Origin of the sequence: Microscilla marina ATCC 23134, from assembly GCF_000169175.1 — a bacterium.
GTDB classification, from domain to species: Bacteria; Bacteroidota; Bacteroidia; order Cytophagales; family Microscillaceae; genus Microscilla; species Microscilla marina.
Genome location: NZ_AAWS01000026.1, coordinates 20,624 through 36,369, shown reverse-complemented (window position 1 = coordinate 36,369; position 15,746 = coordinate 20,624). Strand labels below are relative to the sequence as shown.

Below are 15,746 nucleotides of genomic sequence, written 5' to 3'. Positions count from 1 at the left end.
AAAGTTATGATTTAGAGTGGAGAGCTAGTCTGTTTCCTTCAGTATCAATAAACAAGGCAAAATACCCATCATCCTTACTGATAAGCGTCTTCTCCATCACGATACGGCCTCCGGCTTCCTCTACCCTTCCCAAAACGGGAGCTAAATCCGCTCCTGCATTTAAATAAACCAAGGGGCCAGATTCACTGGGTATGCTTCCTTCCCCTACTACTATTGCCCCCCCTATGCCATTGTCAGCAGGAAAAAGAGCCATGGCATAACCGCCCGATTCGGTGGTCTCCATTTCTATGTCGTAAATAAAGTTGTAGAAACCTACGGCTCTTAGCAGGTTCAATGCTGGTATTTCAAACCAACTTACATAGTGTCTTAACTTAGCATTTTTTTTTCTTATTGATGGTAGTCCCATATTGTTTGTTTTAGTTAAGTAATAGTGGCTAAACGATGTTCAAAATTAACTGAATGCTGTTCCGTGGTGTTGAATATACGAATCCTTCCGAAAAACATCGGAACGGTTATTCTGAACACTTTATTCTTGGTAAGTACCAAGGCAGCATTAAAGATACCTAATGAGTAGGTGTAACTGCCTTATAATGAGCAAGTGGCTCTTACTTGTAGCATCGGTATCTAAGGGCTTATAGCTCATTACTTGCTGCTACTTACTGGTACTTATTAATTAAATTCGTCGTTGTAGGTAGCTGTAGACGGATTTTCGATAAATTCACTTTCTTTCTGGCGTAGTTTGGCTAACTTATCAAGTTTAGTAGGCTTAATGAGTGGTCCGAGAGAGTCTAAATAAGGTAGTGGCGCATTCGCCTGATAAATACCAAATACACCTATGTGATCCCGAAAACTTTTAAGCGGCTGACCTAACCGTAATATCCCTAATTCCCTGCTTCGCCTTACCTGTTCTATGTTCAATTCTATAGGGATTATTTCCTCAGTACTACCTGCCTGATATATCACCCTACCATCTGGTCCGCAAACGATAGAACAACCACTGCCTCCTGTATCCAATCCGTTCACATCAAACAAAAAGCACTGATTGACACTTGCCATGGCTCTTGCTATAGAAAGTTCTATATCTCTATCTATAGTACCAGTCATGGTAGGGTGCAAAATCACTTCTGCTCCCATTACCGTCAGTGTTCTGATGGTCTCAGGAAACCACATGTCATAGCATATTGAAATACCAAACTTACCCACATTAGGTACATCAAATACACAAAACTGACTTCCGGGAGTTACCCCTACTTCATAAGGGTAGAACGGGAACATTTTGCTGTACCTGGTCACTACTTCACCTTGTGGATTGATGACAGAGGCTGTATTGTAAATAAGGTTTTCTCTTTTTTCAAAGACAGAGCCGGGCACCAGCCAAATGCCATACTTTTTGGCCATCTTTTGCATTTCCTGCTCAAATAACCCTGGTACTTCTTTGGCGGTATGAAGCAGTGGACCAAAACCACACAACTCGCTAAAAACGACCATTTCTACCCAGGGGTAGAGATTCATTGTAATGTCTAGTTTCAACTTCATCATTTCCACATTGGAATGAACCGCTGATACCTTCATTTGTATTCCTGCAATTGCGAATGGCTTCATAGTTTAGTTTTTAATTTTAGTTTTTATTTGCTGCTCAAGTATATCAAGCCCTTTATTGAGTTGTTCATTGGTAATAACCAAAGGAGAAAGTATGCGTATCATATTTTTGTAAGCACCTGCACTTATTACAATAAGCCCATTTTCTGCACAGCCTTTGACTATGGCACTACACAATGCTCCGTCAGGCTGCTGTGGGTCTCCATTTTTCACAAATTCAATGATGTTCATAGCCCCCAAACCCCTCACGTCTCCAACTTCCGGACATTCTTTTTTGATCTTTTCAAATCGGCTCATGACAATTTCACCCACTTCTTTACCCCGGTCGTTGAGCTTAATATCTTTCATGTATTGGATCGTTGCCAGTGACGCTACACAAGCAATTGGACTACCTATATAAGTCCCGCCAATGGTACCTGGTGCTGCTGCGTCCATTACCTTCGCTTTTCCCAGGACTGCCGCAATGGGTAATCCAGAACCCATAGACTTGGCATAAGTACTGAGGTCTGGCTGTACTTTGTAGTGTTGCCAGCTTGCCCAGTGCCCTGTTCTGGCAAACCCACTTTGTATCTCATCTGCAATGAGCATGATTCCGTGCTGGTCGCAAAATTCACGAAGGCCTTCAAAATACTTTTGTGGCACCGAATTAAATCCACCTTCCCCCTGAATAGGTTCAATAATGACTGCTGCCAGACTTTTGGGGTCAATCAGGTTTTTGCCAGAGGCATGTAGGTTTTGGAGGCTGTCTTTTACAAACTCGTCTAATGCCCTGCCCTTCGAATCGCGATAAAAATTAGGGAAAGGGATACGATATACTTCAGGAGCAAACGGACCACAATCAAATTTATAGTCAACCTTACTGGTAAGGCTCATAGCCATGAGGGTTCGCCCATGGTAGGCCTCTGTAAAACATAAGACCCCTTGTCTTTTAGTTGCCTGACGCGCAATCTTAATAGCATTTTCTACTGCCTCGGCTCCCGTACTGACAAGCATTACCTTAGTTTCTTCGCCATGCGGCAGTATTTTGCACAATTCTTCACATAATTTAATGTAAGGCTCATAGGTCACAACATTGAAACTTGTATGCAGGTATTTATCGGCTTGTTCCTTGATAGCCTTTACAACTGGGTCGGGACAGTGACCAGCATTGACTACTCCTATACCACCAGCAAAGTCGATTAATTCATTGCCATCTTCGTCAGTGATGATGGCACCTTTAGCTTCTTGAACTGTAGCTGTGTTAAATACACCTACACCGTTAGCCACTACATTTTTTCGCCTTTCGAGTAAGGCCTTGGATTTATCAGATTTTAGAGACATTAATATGTGATATGTTTTGTTGATAATTGTTTTGATATGTTGTCAGTTTAGCAAGCGAAGGTTCAAACTCCCATTTGGTCTTTGTTGTCTTTTTTTATTATTTCTTACAGAGATATGAAGACTTGAAAAAAAATTTATTTTACCCTATAAAGGAAGGTTTTAAAGCTTTTTTATAAAAAACACCCTTTTAAAAGTAGTTTCAATTGCTTAAAAAAGGCTTTAAAATAGTTATTAGTAAATAAAGAGATTTAGGTAGTAAATAATCAGACTAAAGTATTATATACTGATTTTCAGTAACTTATATGATTTACCTAAGTATTGAATAAAGAGGTGCTGTCATTTGACTAATACCTGCCATCAAAATCATACAGATAAGACGCATGGATTTTTGAGTTGGACTTCCATTTTCTTGGCATTGGTCACAAATTAGGAAAAAATATGCCCTTTATCCAGAAATCTTCAAACTTTCTTACCTCTGGACTATTACAAATAAAGTTTATTGTGCGCTGGTTAAGATCATTTATTGACCAACTATAGATGGAGTGATGTTTTCCCGGGCAGTCTTTCATAAAGCACATTCGGAAACCCAATGGTTGTCCCTTGACTTTGACATCTTCACAAGCTAAAAACCTAATTGACGGCTTTGATATGAAAGACCTAAAAGAAGTTAAAATAGAACCTTTAAAAGATTAAAGATGATCACTCATATTGTGTTAGGAAAGTGTGGTTATTACCCACTCTCCAAACTTAAACCAAAACTGCTTTTTGCATTTTTACTGGTTTTATCGCTGCGGTGGTTGTCCTTCATTCTTTTGCCTTCTCCCAAATGGGGTTGTTTAATTTCTGCTATTGCCCAGTACTCGACAAGGGAGCATTTTCAGTAAAATAAGCGATAAGACTTAGCTCATGTTACCCTTATAGTTTACCTGATAAACCCCTGGTAGGCCTTTGTGATTATAACAGTGAACGTACCAATGTATCATGTTGAATGCCTACAACCTTGGCAATTTGTTGATGAGTAGAATCAATTGTTGACTTTAAATATAAAGCAGGTAAACGTTTTTGAACAAGCAGACAAGGATAAACATACATCTCATATCTTAACAACTTAACCCCAGTTTTATTGATGTTTCAGGCAAGCATGATTTTGATTGTTTGGTCACTTTAAAAATAGCTTACCTTTTTTAATTCTCCAGTTTTCGGTTAGCCATGTCAGTCACAGTATAGTTGAATAAATAAAGGATAATACCGATTATAAATTCACCGAAAAAACAGCTTATTTACCCTTGTCCATATTTTGTCCATCTGCCAAAGTTGTTCTCTGGATACCAATGCTGTATTTTTGACAAATTTTAATAACACAAGTGATCAAACCCAAAATATAACAACAAGTAAGACGCACACGATACTCTTTTTTCTACACCGTTTCAGCACAATGAGTAACTACCAAACCAAAATACTGAAGCTGCTACGTTCGCCCCATGAGGCAAATGTAGCGTTAGCTATCGAGCTCAGCAAAAGCATGCCCCAGTTAGCCCTCACCTGTTATATTGAGAGCTATTTACGAGTATATCGGGCACTTTTCAACCAAGCCCTCCAAAGCATTAGACCCAGGCAAATTGCTCAGCTCAACCAACCCGTGTTTGAGCTAAGCGACCAAAACCTAGAACAACTTCCTCCGGAGATTGGCATATTACAAAACCTGGAATCGCTCAACCTGTGGGATAATCGCATCCGGGAGTTGCCCCCCAACATAGAGCAACTTCAGGGGCTCAAAAAACTGTTCCTAAACAACAATTACCTGGCGCAGCTTCCCGCTGGTTTTGTCCGCCTGCAAAACCTAGAGGAGTTATGGCTCAATGGAAACAACTTTACAGCTTTGCCTAAGGCTGTTTCGTTCTTAACTCATCTGAAAGTGCTCGGAATGGCTCAAAATTGCTTGACCACCTTGCCTTGCGATCTGACTCATTTGTCGGGCTTGCGCAAATTTTGGCTGTTTAACAATCACTTCAAAACCCTTCCGCTGGTGTTGTGCTACATCCCCAACCTGCAATACCTTTGGTTGAGAGGCAACCAATTAAATTATTTGCCAGGAGCGATTCAGCAAATGCAGCAGTTACATTACCTGGATTTGTCCGACAATCAACTGAGGTACCTGCCTCAAGAAACAGGTACACTTAAAAACCTACAAAAACTCAACTTGGCGGATAACCAATTGACCACCTTGCCCGACGAAATCGGCTGCCTGAAAAACCTACAAGAACTCGACCTCACTGGCAATCCCATCCCTTACCGGAAACGTAAACTGATCCGAAATTGGTTGCCTAATGCCCAGGTGATTTTTTAAACAATACAATACAAAGGTTTTATCCTCTTATCAAAAGGATACCTTGGCGGTTAAAATCAACTTTAGTTGAGTAATTTTCTAAAGGAACAACAATTGAAAACACATTATTTTAATGGAAATATATAAATTATTGGGATGGCTAAATGAGCGGTCTTTACTGACCTTGGCTTGGTCAGCAACTTCTTGGTTCACCAACCCCAAAGTACTTTACCTGCTTTGGGCCTTGCTAGGAGGGGGAATTACTTTCATTGTTGGTCGTTTTTTACGACGACATAGGTTCAAAGATCAATTGGATTTACAGCAAGCCTACTTGCAACAATTAAAGCACGAAATGGCACCTCTCCAAGAAGCTCTTTACCAAAGTCAGGATGAGGTGATTGTCCAAAGGGGTTTTATCAACGACCAAAACAACGCACTACGGCTTTACCAACACCAGCAAGACCAAAGCCTGCGGTTAGCACAGGGAATACAACAGGCTATTTTGCCCTCTAATAAACACCTGGAAGCTGTGTTTCCTCAATCGTTTGTATTTTTCCGCCCCAAAAAACACATTAGTGGCGACTTTTATTGGTGTTGTCGGATAGAACAACAAAGCTTTGTGGCTGTGGTCGATTGTGCAGGACACGACATTCCCGGAGCTTTTATGAGTTTAATGGGCTATACCTTGCTCAACCACTTTGTCAAAGTAAAAGGTTTACACAATCCCGCTCAGGTCCTTACCCAACTACACAAAAAAATGCAACAATTACTGGGTCAACAAGAAGCCCGTGAATACAACGAAATAGACATTGCCTTTTGCCAAGTAGAAGAGACCATCCAACAAACTAACCGGGTAACTTTTGCCGGAGCCTGGAGCTCCTTGTTTTATGTAACGGCGCAACTCCCTTGTACGATTCAAGAATGCCAGGGAGCCCCAAAATCCATCGGAAACCCTGGCAGTGAAAACCTCTCCATTGCCAACCAACAAGTGCTTTTGCCCCAGGGGAGCTCCTTTTATTTATGTAGCGATGGTTACATGAAGCAACCCAATGCTCAAAACAAAAAAATGGGCAAGTTGCGTTTAATGGACACCTTGCAAACCCTTCATTTGTATGACTTGCTTTCTCAAAAACTATTGCTAGAGCAAAAGCTTTGCGAATACCAGAGAGCCGCCCCCCAATATGACGATGTCCTGGTGCTGGGTGTTCGCCTTTGACCATTTGGCAAGCTTTCTGGAAACCCGCAATTTGCGTTTCCAGAAAGCATTTTTATTGATAGTCAAGGGTATCCCCATTAGATACACAAAGTAGTCCCTGACCATCAGCCTGGCGCTGGTCAAATAGCTTAAGAAAACCCTTTGCATCAATTCATATGCTAAAAATAGGCTATAAAAAAGGTGAAAGCAAGTTAAAATTGTGACGAAACATTTTTAACTATGCAAATATTCCCGAATGAGTTTCTAGATGTGATAATACAATATAAAGCTGTTTTTTCAAAGCGTATATATTCTCATGTTCAATTTTTACTCACTGGGGCAATTTTATGCCAGGGTAAACGCACCGTAAATTCTGTGCTTCGTATTTTGGGCTTGGGTAAGGTGAAAAATTTCGGAAAGTATCACCGAGTTTTGAGTCGGGCAAAATGGTCAGCCCTTGCCTGTTCTAAAATATTACTTCGTCAAATTTTAAGATTACAACTCCCTGGTGATGATGTAGTAATTGATATTGATGAAACCATTGAACGAAAGTGGGGAAGTAAAATTGGCAAACGTGGCATTTACAGAGACAGTGTTCGTAGTAGTAAATCTCATTTTGTCAAGTGTAGTGGTTTGCGTTGGCTTTGTGTGATGTTATTGACCGACATCGTATGGGCTAGTCGGGTTTGGGCATTACCCTTTTTAAGTGTTTTAGCACCCAGCGAACGATAGCAAAAAACATAAAACGCTCACCAATTAGGCGTATCAGATGGTTTTACAAGTAAAACGTTGGTTGCCAGATAAGGACATCATTGTAGTGGGAGATAACAGCTATGCATCCATAGAGTTTCTTGACAAAGCACGTAAATTGGCCACAATCATTGCCACTATGAGAATGGATACAGCTTTGTATGATTTCGTGCTCCGGGGCAGAGAGGGCGTAGTCGGGTAAAAGGTGATAAGCTACCTAAATTGCCCGACGTATTGAAAGGCTGCCAAACAGTTTGGCAAAATATCACCAAATGGTATGGGCAGGTAAATAAAGTCATGAAGGTTACCACAGGAACAGCCTTGTGGTATCGGGCGGGTAAACCTGTGGTTCCTCTGAGATGGGTTTTACTATGTGACCCTGACCAAAAACTTGAACCAAGAGCCATACTTTGTACTGATTTGGAACTTGATTTAAAAAAGGTGATTACCTATTATGTAAGGCGTTGGTCAGTGGAGGTCACCTTCGAAGAAGTAAGAAAGCACTTGGGAGTAGAAACCCAAAGACAGTGGAGTAATAAAGCCATTGATCGTGCCACACCAGTACTATTGGGCGTGTTTTCTATAGTCACATTGATGGCTCACAGGCAAGCACTCATAGGAGAGTTGCCAACAATAGAGACTTCTTGGTATAAGAAACCGTATCCAACCTTTAGTGATGCGCTGGCTTATGTTAGAGGGCTTTTTTGGAATAAATTTAATTTCTCACACTCGCCAAAAACAGGAGAGTGTGAGATAACAATATCAAAAGATTTGCTTGAGCATATGCAGCAGACATTAATGTATGCTACATAAGGCTAAAGTCGAGCTTAGGAGATTATTTTCTACTGTACCGTCCCCGAGACGTAGTATCGGGTGATTTTTACTGGCTGGGGGATATGCGCAAGGTCAACGGAAAGGTAGTGTTAGCCGCCGTAGATTGTACCGGGCACGGGGTACCAGGAGCCTTTATGAGCATGATTGGCAACGATTTGCTAAATTATATTGTCAATGAGCGGCAGATGACCGATGCTGAGCTCATTCTGGAATGCCTGCATCAAGAGGTGCGCAATGCGTTGCAACAACCCAATACCCGCAGATGGTATGGATGTAGCTCTGGTGGTCATTGACCTTGCCCTGGAAGTACTACATTTTGCCGGAGCCAAGCGTCCGCTAATTTATTGCCAAGGGGGACAAATCTATAAAATACCAGGAGATCGTCGAGGCATAGGTGGTCGTCAAAAGGAAGCCAAACGTACTTTTACCCCCCACAAAATACGCCTGACGAACATTTCGCCTACGACTCTTTATCTTTTCTCCGATGGTTTTATCGATCAGTTTGGTGGAGTTAATCACCAACGCTATACCAGCCGATGTTTTCTGGAGTTATTGCAAAATATTGGGGATCAGCCACTGGATCGGCAACAACAACAACTGATGCAGGCGCTGGATCAATGGCAAGGAGCCAACGAGCAAACTGACGATATTTTGGTAATGGGGGTGAGATTGCCTCCTTCGGTAGTTAAATAAACCTGTTGGTTGTATTTCTTGTTTAGTTCAAAAACCCCAGCTCAAGGGTATTGAGTTGGGGTTTTTACTGATCGTTGGTTGCTAAAAGTTTGTAAAAAATCACTTCTCTTTTCTTTTACAATATTCGCTTATTCCGGTCAATAACAGCAAACGCAGCCTCGATTCTGAAGTATCACGCCCCAGGGTAGTTTTTAGCACATCGGTACCACTGTTTAGTATAGAAGCAGCCGCGCCTAACACCTTGCCCTTTCGCATCGATTGCCAAACCTTTATGCCTCCTCCGGCTATTTTGCGGCTTACTTGCATTGCCTTGCCTTTTACACTTTCGGGTGGGTGTAAGTCCCCATCGTTGTGGGCTTTTACTACCGGATAAAACATGGATGACCTTTCGTACTTAAACTTTTTGGGCAAGTCTTCAGTATTGGTATACTCATCTACTGTTTGCTGAAGTTGATCGCCTATGGCTTCATCGCTCAATACATGTTTCATGAGTTCGCTATCCCATCTTATCCCCACTTCTTGCAATGCCTTCATTCCTGCCGCTTCCAGTTTGTCTACCCCCAGGCGTTTTGCCACAAAACGCGCCGCCATATTATCGACAACGGCTTTGCTTATGTTGGCGCCTTTTTCTACAATTTTCTCTAGACTTGAACCTTTGCCCTCTACTTCATTGGCTTTTGCCTCCAGGTAAACTGCTACATGCTGGGTAACAAGGTCACTCAGGTTATCAAGGTTCTGAATAAAACTATTATCTACTGCATCGCTATTCATTGTACTATATATTTTAACTCATCTTGATTTTCTTCCGGATTGGCAAAATCGGCCAAAAAAATGAGTTTATTTCTTGGTCAAACTGTTTCCTCTTGCCTCGGATATATACAGGCTCCTTCTTTTAGAGGCAACACTTGTACCTAATCACTCAGTATCTTCATCGGGTAAAATCTCAATATCTTGAATTAACACCTTTTTGGCAATGCCTTTCCCCGTAAGGGTTGCCGCCAAACCACCCAAGGCAGTTTCTTTGTAGCGGGTTTCCATGCTTTGTCCTATCTCTCCCATGGCTTCTATACATTCGTCTACTGGAATCACCGCGTTTACGTCAGCAATGGCAATTTGTGCCGAAGAAAAGGCAATGGCAGCAGCACTGGCGTTGCGCACTACACAAGGTACTTCTACCAAGCCTGCTACCGGATCGCACACCAACCCCAGCATACACTGAATGGTAATGGCTACAGCGTTGAAGGCTTGGTCGACGGTGCCTCCCAAACAATAAACTATAGCGCCCGACCCCATGGCCGCAGCGGAGCCAGTTTCTGCCTGACACCCTCCTACTGCCCCGGCAAGACTGGCGTTGCGCTCTATGATCAAGGCAATGCCGGCGGCTACCAGCAAACCTTCGCATATTTTTTCGTCAGACAACCCGTGCAAACTCTGCAAGTTGGTAAGCACCCCAGGCAATATGCCTGATGCTCCCGCGGTAGGTGCTGCTACTACCCGCCCCATGCAAGAGTTTACTTCTTTGGCAGCCAATGCACTGGAAATCACTTCGGTAAACTCACGCGATAGCACAGTTACAGGATGGTTGTATACTTTTTTTGCTCCATTGTCAATCATTCCTGAGCGCGAAGTCATGTCGCTGTTTAAGCCAGTCTTTACGGCCTCTTTCATTACTTGGTATGCCTTAAGCAAGCCCTCTTGTATGGTTTGCTCGTCTCGTCCCTTTTGCTCTATTTCATATTCTAATACAGGTTTATACAAGGGTAGTTTTTTATCTTTACAGTATTGTCTCCAGCTCTCAAAATTTTCGAATAATAATGCCATAATCTATTGTATTGAGTGTGTGTTTTTCTTTTAAGTAAAACGGAAGAAATAAAATATTCCAAAAGAACAAAATATTTGGTGGGTGGACAATGAAAAAAACCGAGGCTACAGTTGTACTGTGCCGAGCTCTGCTTCAGCTAATCTTTGCATAGCCAAAGCTATGGAAAGTTCCTTGCAGGACAAGTTTTTGAAGAAGTACATCCGCCAGAGATACCGTTCTGTGGATTAGATTATTTTTGTAGTTTTACTAAATCCATTGGTTTTCTTGTTTCAATGTACAAAGAAATTCAAATAGTTCCACTCAATAAACTTTGATAGTTCTAAAATCAAAATACTTGCCATGCCAGTCAACATTCTATCATAGATCATACACCCCAAATAAACCTAAGGTTAGTCTGGGTTTTATTAAAAAAAAGCTGGTGGGTTTATATTCAGATCAAAATTTTAGTATAGTTTTACTGTTTGTTTTACCCTACTCACTTGGTTTTACTCTACTTGGTTTTTGGAGAAATACTTGCCAGCTTGCTTCAACCTTTCCTCAGTAAAACTTCACAAGAAATTGAGTAGTGTATATTATCGATGCTTGAAAAAACTTATCACTATGGAAATACAACATTTCAGTTGGAACCTGGACAAAACCACTATCAAGGGCAATGTATGGACCACCGACAACCCACCTAAAGGTGTGGTAGCTTTAGTACATGGTTTTGGCGAACACATAGACCGCTACCAACATGTAGCCGAATATTTTAACACCCGCGACATTGCCCTCATTGGCTACGACCAACGTGGACACGGAAAAACCAATGGTAAAAGAGGGCATGTACACCCTTATGAGCATTTATTAAATGATGTGGATCGTTTGCTCCAGGAAACAAAGAACAGGTTTCCGGGCGTACCTATTATTTTGTATGGGCACAGTTGGGGAGGAAATACGGTCAGTAATTATATTTTAAAAAAAGAGGTTTTACCACTGGTTGGGGTAGTGCTCTCATCGCCTTGGTTGCGCCTGGCTTTTGAACCACCCAAGCTCCAGGTCCTGTTAGGCAAGTTGGTGGGTAAGTTTTTGCCAGGTATGACCCAACCCAATAACCTGGACTCTGCCGAGCTGTCGAACGACCAGGAGGTGGGCAAAGCTTATGACACTGACCCCTTGGTACATGGGCAAGTGTCGGTGGCTACGTTTTTTGGGGCGCACAATGGAGGCAATTGGGCTTTAGAGAATGCCTCAAAGCTCACTGTTGACACTTTGATCATGCACGGCACCGCCGACAAAATCACTTCACACGAAGCCTCTAAAGAATTTGCCCAAAAAGCGGGCGATAAGGCTACCTTGCAATTATGGGAGGGCTTGCGTCACGAAACACATAATGAAATAAAAAAAGACGAGGTACTCAAATTTGTAGCCGATTGGATAGTTACCAAACTGGCTTAAACTTTATGTTATAGGGTGGTGCTCAAAAGACCAGTGGGTGCCCTTGCCCCTCAATACTCATTGAAATATTTTATGAAGATAGACGTTGAAAAGTTTAATTTCCAAAGCGATAAAATTCTATCTTCGCTATCGCCCGAAGAGCGTAAGATGTTTTTAAGCGTGGCTTACCCACTTACTTTCAAAAAAGGGAAACTTGTTTTTTATGAAGAGGGCATTCCTACGGGGGTGTTTATTATTGAAAGTGGACGGGCTAAGATTTTTAAAACAGGGTTGGATGGCAAAGACCAGATTTTTTATATTTACAAACAAGGCGACTTGTTGGGCTACCACGCACTGCTTTGCAATGAAAAGTATGCCGACTCTTGTGAGGCGCTGGAAGACTGCCAGATGTTGTTTATCAATCAACGAAAATTTGAACAACTGTTGACGCAAATACCCCACTTACAAGCATTGCTTATTCAAAATATGAGTCACGAGTTTGGGGTAATGGTCAACACGATTACAGTATTGGCACAAAAACCATTGAGAGAACGCCTGGCTTTGTTTCTGCTATTGCTAGAGCAAAAATACAGTGAAACCACCGGCAAACCTGGCAAAATTGTGCTTCCTCGCGAAGACCTCGCCAATATAGTAGGCACCGCCCGCGAAAGCCTGGGCAGGTTGCTCAAAGAGTTTAGAGAGGAAAAATTGATTTTGATAGAAAACAAAGCCATCACCCTTATCAACCCCACCAGGTTGCACCAAATGGCCAACGCTCAATATACCTGATGCGCCCACAAATGCCATTGGGTGCCTGCCCAAACTTACCTAAACCGTCGGTATTTGCGCAAAAATGCGCGCGCTTCTTTATAACGCTTGCTCCGGCGCTTGGCATACTTTCTTACCTTGCGGTAATAGAGCTTTGCCAGGCGTATTTTCTTTTCATCACGGGCAATTCGAGCCAACTTTACCATGGACGATTGGTAATAGCCCGACCCCACACTTTTGGTTTGTTCGGCAAACCTTACGGTTTGTTGAAAGTATTTTTTTGCTTCAGCTTTGTTGTGGTAACGATACAAGTAAGTATACCCTAAAAAATAACTGGCATAACGACCACTGACTGCTTCGTAGCCTGGTTTGCCAGCCGCTATTTTATTCAAAATACTTTTAGACACCAGCGTAAGTTCAGAAAACCACCCAGAGGTAAAAGCAAGGCTGGCATAACTACGCTCAAAGTAGGGGTTATCAGGGAAGGTGCGGTATAGGTAACGGGCAAAGTGCAATGCCTTGGTGCGGTCTTTTTCATAATACCTATAAATCTCCATTAAGTGGTATTGTGCCTCGGTACGGGTATAAAAAGCATTGTAGGCTACCTTGGTGAGCTGCTTGACCCCTTTAGCTTTATTGCCTCGTGGAAACAAGGCAAGCAAAGGCCTTAGAATAGGTTTTTCTTTGCGCAAATGCGCTGTATAATAGTTGTAGATGGCATCGCCAAACATGAGTTCAGGGCTCATCTGATTCAATTTTTTGCTCCGACGCAAGTATTTGAGCGAGGCTTTGGCTGCTACCAACGATTTTCGCCACTTTTTGCGGTAGGCATAAAAAGTAGCCTTGAGCCCATAACCTGCCGAAAGAAAAAATGAAGCCTCTATATCTTTGCGGTTTTTGCGGTACATGCCTTTGGCAAGGTCAGTAACTTTGTTCATATACTGCAAAAACTTTTGGTCGTAGGTTTTTATATCCTGATTGGGCATTATTTTCCACCATTGGCTCAAGCCAAACAAAAAATAGGGCATAGGATGATGGGGGTGCTTCTCGCGAAAAAACTCGAAATTATTTTCGGCAACATCAAACTTAAAATTATACATTGCATTGATGGCATGCGCTATATCAATCTGGGTTTGCATATCGAGCAGTAAAACCTTCTTGCCACCTTTGCTATTGTCGGAGTGCTCAATTTGCCCCAGAACTGGCAAGCTAAGGCAAGTAATGATGAGTAACCAGGCGTAAATTTTGGTGCGTAAAAAATACATATAGTGTATGATATTGTTTAAAGTGTTTTTTGTGCGTTTACCCACATCAAGCGTGATGAAAAGAGCAAAACCATCACCCAAAAATGTACAATAGTGGGTTTGATTACAAAACGACAGACTGAGGGGGGAAGTTTGAGCAGGGGTGTATATTTGGGGTTGCTTTCGCAGAAAAACCTACGTGCCCAGCGTCCAAAATATCCTGGTTTACCTCAAAAACGATAAAGTCTGACAAAACTCTCCCATCTTTTTTGAGTTAATTTTTATTTCGAATAGATTTTCTTCCTAAATTTGAACCTTTGTAAAATACCATAATGCCTTAAGAAAGCATTTTTGCCCCAACGTTTGGCAAAGGTATGTTTACAAAAGTTGATGAAGTTTTTTCAATCAGCCCAAATCATTGTTTTAGCTACAAATCTACAATTTTATAGTGCATAGTGTCCAGTTAAAAGACAAAACTTTCGACCTCTACCTTAGCAGCGAGTCGATTCAAAAAGAAGTTCAACGCATTGCTTCCGAAATAGATAAGGATTATGCACAAAAACAGCCTTTGCTTTTTGTTGCAGTACTCAATGGAGCCTTTAGATTTATGGGTGACTTGATTACCCATATGAAAACTCCTGCCGAAACTGCTTTTATCAAAGTAGCCTCGTACAGTGGGGTAGCCAGTACCGGGAAACTCACCGAAGTAATGGGGTTGGATGTGTCGTTGAAAGGCAAACATGTGGTAATTATTGAAGACATCGTAGACACAGGTTTTACTATGGAAAAGCTTCTGAAACAGTTTGAAGCCCAATCGCCGGCATCGCTTGAAATAGCTACATTGCTTACCAAGCCCGAATGCCTTAAGGCAGAGGTACACCCTAAATATGTAGGAATAGCCATTCCTGACAAATTTGTTGTGGGCTATGGGCTTGACTACGACCAAGAAGGTAGAACACTGAATGCAATTTATGCTATCAAATAATAAATTTTACAGGCTTTCCTGTTTCACCACTTCATAGCGGTGTTTGTTTGCTCAAAACCAGTGAGTGGTATACCACCTGTTTGAAACCTTACAGTGAAAACTTCAGACAGGTACCCAATTCACATTAAATGTGTTATCTGTGCCTTGGATGATGGTAAGCCCCAACAAAAAAGGCAAACGTTTTTAAACTAAAAATATACTCTATATGCTTAATTTAATATTGTTTGGCCCCCCAGGTGCCGGAAAGGGAACACAAAGTAAAAAATTGATAGAAAAGTACGAACTTATTCACTTGTCAACCGGAGACATTCTGCGCGGTGAAGTAGCTGCTGCTACTCCTCTTGGTCTCAAAGCCCGTGACTTAATGAGCAAAGGTCAATTGGTTCCTGACGACATAGTGATAGGAATGATTGACAACAAGTTTAAAGAAAATAAAGAGGCCAATGGCTTCGTGTTTGACGGTTTTCCACGCACTGTGGCACAAGCTGAGGCACTTGACAAATTGCTGGCTGACAATGGGCAGAGCATTTCTCAAATGATTGAGCTTAAGGTAGGTGATGATGAATTGATGAGACGTATTCTGGAGCGCGGCAAAACTTCTGGTCGTCCTGATGACCAAAAGGAGATTTTGATCCAAAGCCGATTGGATGTATACAAAAACGAAACTGCTCCAGTAGCCGACCATTACAAGGCACAAGATAAATATGTAGCCATTGAAGGGGTAGGTTCTATTGATGAAATTTTTGAGATACTTTGCGGCAAAATAGACGCCATTGCCTAAATACAAGGCATTACTG

Annotated in this window: 17 protein-coding genes; 11 read left to right on the top strand and 6 right to left on the bottom strand. The window is 41.9% G+C overall.

Translation table 11 applies throughout. From position 1 onward, the window contains the following. Nucleotides 1-4: 4 nt before the first annotated feature. The 3 genes from M23134_RS21995 to M23134_RS21985 all read right to left on the bottom strand — a co-directional run bounded on the left by M23134_RS21995 (nt 5) and on the right by M23134_RS21985 (nt 2,919). Complete coding sequence (locus M23134_RS21995; protein WP_045114093.1) at nt 5-406, bottom strand: VOC family protein; 402 nt, start codon at nt 404-406, stop codon at nt 5-7. A gap of 263 nt (nt 407-669) precedes the next feature. Then, complete coding sequence (locus M23134_RS21990; RefSeq protein ID WP_045114092.1) at nt 670-1,602, bottom strand: carbon-nitrogen hydrolase family protein; 933 nt, start codon at nt 1,600-1,602, stop codon at nt 670-672. A gap of 3 nt (nt 1,603-1,605) precedes the next feature. After that, nucleotides 1,606-2,919 carry an aspartate aminotransferase family protein gene (locus M23134_RS21985; protein WP_004156168.1) on the bottom strand — a complete coding sequence of 438 codons (1,314 nt, stop codon included), beginning with the start codon at nt 2,917-2,919 and terminating at the stop codon, nt 1,606-1,608. A 1,435-nt stretch (nt 2,920-4,354) separates the two neighbouring features. Between M23134_RS21985 and M23134_RS21980 the strand changes: the two genes are divergently transcribed. The 7 genes from M23134_RS21980 (at nt 4,355) to M23134_RS21960 (ending at nt 8,717) form a co-directional block, all read left to right on the top strand. Next, a complete protein-coding gene (locus tag M23134_RS21980; RefSeq protein ID WP_004156163.1) occupies nt 4,355-5,266 on the top strand; it encodes a leucine-rich repeat domain-containing protein in 912 nt (303 codons plus the stop codon). A 112-nt stretch (nt 5,267-5,378) separates the two neighbouring features. Further along, entirely contained in the window at nt 5,379-6,461 is a 1,083-nt protein-coding gene (locus M23134_RS21975) for a PP2C family protein-serine/threonine phosphatase (RefSeq protein ID WP_004156161.1), read from the top strand. A gap of 219 nt (nt 6,462-6,680) precedes the next feature. Further along, nucleotides 6,681-7,172: a transposase gene (locus M23134_RS40775; RefSeq protein WP_085986342.1), complete on the top strand. Its 492-nt coding sequence runs from the start codon at nt 6,681-6,683 to the stop codon at nt 7,170-7,172. 37 nt (nt 7,173-7,209) lie between these two features. Then, nucleotides 7,210-7,392, top strand: coding sequence for a hypothetical protein (locus M23134_RS40770; RefSeq protein ID WP_002702935.1), 183 nt, complete (start codon nt 7,210-7,212; stop codon nt 7,390-7,392). Nucleotides 7,393-7,487: 95 nt separating this feature from the next. Continuing rightward, entirely contained in the window at nt 7,488-8,003 is a 516-nt protein-coding gene (locus M23134_RS42205) for a hypothetical protein (RefSeq protein WP_053337350.1), read from the top strand. Between the two features lie 83 nt (nt 8,004-8,086). Further along, nucleotides 8,087-8,317, top strand: coding sequence for a hypothetical protein (locus M23134_RS41290; RefSeq protein ID WP_004156152.1), 231 nt, complete (start codon nt 8,087-8,089; stop codon nt 8,315-8,317). Further along, complete coding sequence (locus tag M23134_RS21960; RefSeq protein ID WP_004156150.1) at nt 8,292-8,717, top strand: PP2C family protein-serine/threonine phosphatase; 426 nt, start codon at nt 8,292-8,294, stop codon at nt 8,715-8,717. The genes M23134_RS41290 and M23134_RS21960 overlap by 26 nt, the downstream gene beginning before the upstream one ends. Before the next feature lie 99 nt (nt 8,718-8,816). Here the strand turns inward: M23134_RS21960 and M23134_RS21955 are convergent, their stop codons facing one another. Both M23134_RS21955 and sdaAA read right to left on the bottom strand, forming a co-directional pair. Continuing rightward, nucleotides 8,817-9,488 carry a hypothetical protein gene (locus tag M23134_RS21955; protein ID WP_004156149.1) on the bottom strand — a complete coding sequence of 224 codons (672 nt, stop codon included), beginning with the start codon at nt 9,486-9,488 and terminating at the stop codon, nt 8,817-8,819. Between the two features lie 144 nt (nt 9,489-9,632). Then, nucleotides 9,633-10,538 (bottom strand): L-serine ammonia-lyase, iron-sulfur-dependent, subunit alpha, encoded by a 906-nt coding sequence (gene sdaAA, locus M23134_RS21950; RefSeq protein ID WP_004156148.1) that lies wholly within the window; start codon nt 10,536-10,538, stop codon nt 9,633-9,635. Nucleotides 10,539-11,139: 601 nt separating this feature from the next. On the opposite strand from sdaAA, the gene M23134_RS21945 reads away from it, so the two are divergent. Together M23134_RS21945 and M23134_RS21940 are read left to right on the top strand one after the other, a co-directional pair. Then, nucleotides 11,140-11,973, top strand: coding sequence for an alpha/beta hydrolase (locus M23134_RS21945; RefSeq protein WP_004156141.1), 834 nt, complete (start codon nt 11,140-11,142; stop codon nt 11,971-11,973). 72 nt (nt 11,974-12,045) lie between these two features. Then, the gene (locus M23134_RS21940) at nt 12,046-12,741 is read left to right on the top strand and encodes a Crp/Fnr family transcriptional regulator (protein ID WP_045114109.1); all 696 of its coding nucleotides are present in this window, start codon (nt 12,046-12,048) and stop codon (nt 12,739-12,741) included. Between the two features lie 35 nt (nt 12,742-12,776). Here the strand turns inward: M23134_RS21940 and M23134_RS21935 are convergent, their stop codons facing one another. Further along, complete coding sequence (locus tag M23134_RS21935) at nt 12,777-13,985, bottom strand: hypothetical protein (protein ID WP_045114108.1); 1,209 nt, start codon at nt 13,983-13,985, stop codon at nt 12,777-12,779. 427 nt (nt 13,986-14,412) lie between these two features. On the opposite strand from M23134_RS21935, the gene hpt reads away from it, so the two are divergent. Further along, nucleotides 14,413-14,949, top strand: a complete 537-nt coding sequence (gene hpt / locus M23134_RS21930; protein WP_004156134.1) for a hypoxanthine phosphoribosyltransferase — start codon at nt 14,413-14,415, stop codon at nt 14,947-14,949. Between the two features lie 205 nt (nt 14,950-15,154). Further along, entirely contained in the window at nt 15,155-15,730 is a 576-nt protein-coding gene (locus M23134_RS21925; RefSeq protein WP_004156132.1) for an adenylate kinase, read from the top strand. Nucleotides 15,731-15,746: the final 16 nt, after the last annotated feature.

Coding starts and splice junctions, on each gene's coding strand:
- M23134_RS21960 (WP_004156150.1), top strand. CDS start 8,292: ATGGATGTAGCTCTGGTGGTCATTGACCTTGCCCTGGAAGTACTACAT.
- M23134_RS21940 (WP_045114109.1), top strand. CDS start 12,046: ATGAAGATAGACGTTGAAAAGTTTAATTTCCAAAGCGATAAAATTCTA.
- M23134_RS21945 (WP_004156141.1), top strand. CDS start 11,140: ATGGAAATACAACATTTCAGTTGGAACCTGGACAAAACCACTATCAAG.
- M23134_RS21980 (WP_004156163.1), top strand. CDS start 4,355: ATGAGTAACTACCAAACCAAAATACTGAAGCTGCTACGTTCGCCCCAT.
- M23134_RS21935 (WP_045114108.1), bottom strand. CDS start 13,985: ATGTATTTTTTACGCACCAAAATTTACGCCTGGTTACTCATCATTACT.
- M23134_RS40775 (WP_085986342.1), top strand. CDS start 6,681: ATGCAAATATTCCCGAATGAGTTTCTAGATGTGATAATACAATATAAA.
- M23134_RS21990 (WP_045114092.1), bottom strand. CDS start 1,602: ATGAAGCCATTCGCAATTGCAGGAATACAAATGAAGGTATCAGCGGTT.
- M23134_RS21955 (WP_004156149.1), bottom strand. CDS start 9,488: ATGAATAGCGATGCAGTAGATAATAGTTTTATTCAGAACCTTGATAAC.
- M23134_RS21985 (WP_004156168.1), bottom strand. CDS start 2,919: ATGTCTCTAAAATCTGATAAATCCAAGGCCTTACTCGAAAGGCGAAAA.
- M23134_RS21975 (WP_004156161.1), top strand. CDS start 5,379: ATGGAAATATATAAATTATTGGGATGGCTAAATGAGCGGTCTTTACTG.
- M23134_RS40770 (WP_002702935.1), top strand. CDS start 7,210: ATGGTTTTACAAGTAAAACGTTGGTTGCCAGATAAGGACATCATTGTA.
- M23134_RS21925 (WP_004156132.1), top strand. CDS start 15,155: ATGCTTAATTTAATATTGTTTGGCCCCCCAGGTGCCGGAAAGGGAACA.
- sdaAA (WP_004156148.1), bottom strand. CDS start 10,538: ATGGCATTATTATTCGAAAATTTTGAGAGCTGGAGACAATACTGTAAA.
- M23134_RS42205 (WP_053337350.1), top strand. CDS start 7,488: ATGAAGGTTACCACAGGAACAGCCTTGTGGTATCGGGCGGGTAAACCT.
- M23134_RS21995 (WP_045114093.1), bottom strand. CDS start 406: ATGGGACTACCATCAATAAGAAAAAAAAATGCTAAGTTAAGACACTAT.
- M23134_RS41290 (WP_004156152.1), top strand. CDS start 8,087: ATGCGCAAGGTCAACGGAAAGGTAGTGTTAGCCGCCGTAGATTGTACC.